Genomic DNA, 3,963 nt, shown 5'->3' with positions numbered 1-3,963 from the left:
AGATCGTCCTGAACTTCAATCCAGACGCTCGGCTGTTCGCACCTCTTCGTCCAGGCGAAAGCGAGCAGCATGGACCCCTCGGCCAGCTCTACCCCCGGTCCTCTTCCTCTTCTAGCCGCAGGGTGCGCTCACTGGTCGCAGCAGCAGCGAATAGGAAGGGACGTCCTGCCTACTTCTGAGAGCAGCCCGCCTTCGACTGCTTCGACGCGATCGCCTGCGTCGCCAGGCTACGTGAGCTCGGCGGCCGCCGTTTCGGCGTCCTTGACCAGGTTCAGGTCGCCCCAGCGAACGGGCCAGGTGTCGGCGGTGTAGACGCCGTGGAGCTCATCCCCATCCTCGACCGGCGCCAGTCCCTCCTCGTCATCCCTGCCGTTCACGAAGTCACCCAGGACGTCGCCGGTCAGCGCACGGACGAACCGCAGGGTGAAGCCACCGATCGCGGCCAGTACGCCGTCGGCTCCCCACAGCACCGCCGCCGTTTCCTCCGGAACCTCGATCGACTGCACGCACGCCGGGCCGTCCCCGAGAGACCACACCTTGATCTGGTCGTCGGACGTCAAGCAGGCTCCGTGCTCGCCCGATGGCGACCACGCCCATAGTCGTTCCCCGCCGTCCCAGCAGGAGACGCCGATCCGTTCGGTGGTGTCGATGTCCAGGTGATACTCATAACGGCCGTCTTCGTCGTACACATCGACGCCCCGACCGTCCCACGCCACGACCGCCAGCCGCGCGGCCTCCCCGCGCATGCCCCAGTGGAGGGTGCCCTGAAGCTGTTCGACCGGCGCGCTCACCGCACTGCCCGTCTCACTTTCGAACACGGTGAGCTGGCCGGTCTCGTCGTTGTACCAACATGAGCCTGGCCACCTTCTGGGCCTGCCACCGGCGGGCGTTCACGCATTTCGGCGGCGTGCCCGCCGCGATCGTCTATGACCGCACCAAAACCGTGATCCGCCGGCATGTCGCACCAGGCCAGGCAGTGCCTTTGCATCCCGAAGCGGTCGCCTTCGCCGGCCACTACGACTTCGACATCGACGTGCTGGCCGCCTACCGGCCCACCGGCAAAGGGCGCGTGGAGCGGCAGGTCACCATCGTGCGCGATCACGTCCTGGCCGGGCGGGCGTTCTCCTCGGTGCCGGAGCTGGATGCGACGTTCCTGGAGTGGGTACCGCTGCGCCGCCGACGCACGCACTCCACTCACGGCGAGGTGATCGGCATCCGGGCGGCGCGGAATCACGCCGCGCTGCGGCCGATCCCCGCCCGTCCCTATCACGTGGTCAACCGGCATCTACGGCATGTCGGCAAGGACTGCCTGGTCGCCTTCGAGGCCAACCTCTACTCCGTGCCGGCCGCCAAGGTCTTTCACCGGCAACTGGTTGAGGTACGCGCCTCGGCCGCCACCATCGGCCTGCATGCCACCGTCCCCGATGCGCACGGCGTGACGCTGCTGGCGGTCCATCCCCGTGCGGTCGGCCGCGGCGCTCAGGTTGTCGATCCCGAGCACTGGCGCGCGCTGCCTGATGGACACACCCGCGCCACCACCAGCAGCCACGAAGACCGACTCCCCACGGGCCGAGACCCGGCCGCCCCGCCCTCCACCGCTCTGCGCTTCCTGCTCGCCCGCGCCGACGCCGCCCAGGTCACCGTCGGCCAACGGCCTCTGTCGGTCTATGACCAGCTCGCTGGCATCAGCCCGTTCACCACCGACACGATCACACCCAAGGACATCTCGTGAGCGAGCTGGTCACCACCCGCATCCGCACCACCGCCACTCTCAGGCCACAACAGCGCCATCCGGGGAGCCAGAGATGATGGGGAACTCAGGGGTTATTTCTTACTGGCCGCTTGGTCACCACGTGAGTGAAGCGAGCGCGCACCGCGCCGGGCGTGCGGTCCTTGGAGTGCTTGACATTGTTTGCAATACCAACCAATATGAAGTTGTTGGTATTGCAAACAAATGGCCCGGCCAGGGGCGACTCCGTGGCGATGATGATCATCTGCGGCTTTGCCGGTCGGCGTCGGTGGGTGAGCTTCACCCCTGATACAAGGAGAAATCCTCATGCCCGCAATCCGGACCAAGCGCCGAGCGGCAGCCCTGGTCACCTCGGCAGCGGTTCTGGCGTTCGGTACATTCGCCAGCTCTACGGCCCAGGCGACCGCCCCGTCCGCAACACCGACCGCCCGCTCCGCCACGTCAGGGATCCCGGCCCTGGTCGATCCCGCGGCCGACCTGGGACGGCACGCGCCCGGGCCCGAGCCGACCTGGTTCGACTCGATCTACTTCACCAGCTCAGTGAAGGCGAACGGTCAGGAGTTCGGTCTTCAGGTCCACACGCGCATCCTCCCGAGCAGGGGCGAGGCCGCGTACCGCTGGACGTTCGCGGTGATCAACAAGACCACCGGGTGGTACAAGGACTACGACGCGATGGTCAAGCCGAAGGACTATCGGTGGAGCCAGGGCAAGCTCGACATCAAGGCACCAGGGCTGAGCTGGACGGGTGACCTCGTCCGCCAGTCGGTGCAGGTCGAGACGCCTTGGGGATCTCTCGATGTCCAACTGGCGCCCACCGGCCCCGCCATGAACTACGCATCGACCGGCGTTTTCAACCTGGTCGACGGCGTGCCGAACTACGAGTTCGCACTCCCGGAGATGCGGACGTCCGGAACGCTCGTCGTCGACGGCAAGAAGCACCAGATCAGGGGCACCTCCTGGCTGGACAGGCAATGGGGTGAGATGCCGACGTCGCTGACAAGGTGGACATGGATGAACCTCAGCATGCCCAATGGCGACAAGGTCGCCATCTGGGACACGATCGGCGCCGAAACCAAGCACAGCTGGGCGACCGTCCTCCATCCGGACGGCTCCTACGACGTGGTCGACGTCGAGCCGCTCGCGCAGGGCGCCTCCCAGCAGTGGACCAGTCCGGCCACCGGCCAGACGTATCCCACTCGTTGGCGTATCCGTATTCCCGCCCTGCACGCCGAGCTCGACGTGCGGGTCACCGGAAATCCGGACCAGGAGATCGAGACTCCCGACGGGAGCGGCTACCTGGAGGCCACAGCGGCTTTTGCCGGTAAGTACAACGGCAAGAAGGTCCGTGGCGAGAACTACGTCGAGATGACCGGCGAGTGGAACTCCTGATCACCGGCGAAGCCTTCCTCGCCTGAGGCAATCCGGCATCACCCCGGGATCGAACGCCGATCCCGGGGTGAGCCATTGGGAGGAGGCGGCCTCAGTCGGGAGAGCACAGGACAGCGTGCAGCAGCTGGACGAGTCGGTCGCTGTCTTGCGGGTTGAGCCGGTCCGTCGCAGATGCCAGTGCGTGTCGGACCTCGCCGTACACCTGCTCCGCCAGTTCCAGGCCGGCGGGGGTGAGGAACACGTCGACGACGCGGCGGTCCTGCGGGTTTTTGCCCCTGGCCACCAGCCCTCGGCGTTCGGCACGGTCGATGAGGCCGGACAGGGTCGATTTGTCCAGGCCGAGGAACGCGGCGAGCTCGGTCATGCGTGGGCGGCGGTCGCGCAGGATGCCGAGGACCCGCAGTTGGGTGAGTGAGAGGTCGCGCTCGGCTCCGATGCGGGTGAGCACGCCCACCACCTGGAAGGTGTTGCGGACGAGGGCATCCACGAGGGCGTCGGAAGTCATGTGCCCACGTTACTCGCCATGCTTTGTATTGCAAACCAACGGATTGGGGAAGGCCAGCTCGCTCGGCGCGTCCCGCGGGTACGCATGGTCGGGCTGGGACGAGTGGTAATCAACTGGCCTTGTCTCCGACCCAGCCGCGCCTTGTCCACTAGGCGCGCATGCTCCCAGCGGACGGCCACTTCGGCGACTATGGCGCGCTGGCTCGTCGAGCTGTGCGACCTGCTGCGGGGATCATCGGTGGGCTTCGTCATTGGCGGCCAGATGGCGACGTTCACAGGACTCGCGGCGGCCCGGCATCACCTTCTCGACCGGCACGGCT

The 3,963-nt window shown here is 66.8% G+C and carries 5 protein-coding genes; 2 read left to right on the top strand and 3 right to left on the bottom strand.

Annotated features, from left to right (window positions below; translation table 11 throughout):
- Positions 1-227 precede the first annotated feature (227 nt).
- Positions 228-791, bottom strand: coding sequence for a hypothetical protein (locus ABZ911_RS42995; protein WP_358070446.1), 564 nt, complete (start codon positions 789-791; stop codon positions 228-230).
- A 59-nt stretch (positions 792-850) separates the two neighbouring features.
- Here ABZ911_RS42995 and ABZ911_RS42990 point away from each other — a divergent pair, with 59 nt between their 5' ends.
- On the top strand, positions 851-1,732 hold the full coding sequence (locus tag ABZ911_RS42990) for a hypothetical protein (protein WP_358070443.1): 882 nt from the start codon (positions 851-853) through the stop codon (positions 1,730-1,732).
- Positions 1,733-1,817: 85 nt separating this feature from the next.
- Here the strand turns inward: ABZ911_RS42990 and ABZ911_RS42985 are convergent, their stop codons facing one another.
- Entirely contained in the window at positions 1,818-2,033 is a 216-nt protein-coding gene (locus ABZ911_RS42985; protein WP_358070440.1) for a hypothetical protein, read from the bottom strand.
- Positions 2,034-2,056: 23 nt separating this feature from the next.
- Here ABZ911_RS42985 and ABZ911_RS42980 point away from each other — a divergent pair, with 23 nt between their 5' ends.
- The gene (locus ABZ911_RS42980) at positions 2,057-3,139 is read left to right on the top strand and encodes a lipocalin family protein (RefSeq protein ID WP_358070437.1); all 1,083 of its coding nucleotides are present in this window, start codon (positions 2,057-2,059) and stop codon (positions 3,137-3,139) included.
- Between the two features lie 91 nt (positions 3,140-3,230).
- On the opposite strand, the gene ABZ911_RS42975 is transcribed toward ABZ911_RS42980, so the two are convergent.
- Positions 3,231-3,644 carry a MarR family transcriptional regulator gene (locus ABZ911_RS42975; protein WP_358070434.1) on the bottom strand — a complete coding sequence of 138 codons (414 nt, stop codon included), beginning with the start codon at positions 3,642-3,644 and terminating at the stop codon, positions 3,231-3,233.
- Positions 3,645-3,963: the final 319 nt, after the last annotated feature.

The organism is Nonomuraea sp. NPDC046570, from assembly GCF_040645915.1.
Taxonomy (GTDB): Bacteria; Actinomycetota; Actinomycetes; order Streptosporangiales; family Streptosporangiaceae; genus Nonomuraea.
Note: the sequence above shows the minus strand (reverse complement) of the source record. Positions and strands in the feature narration are given on the sequence as shown.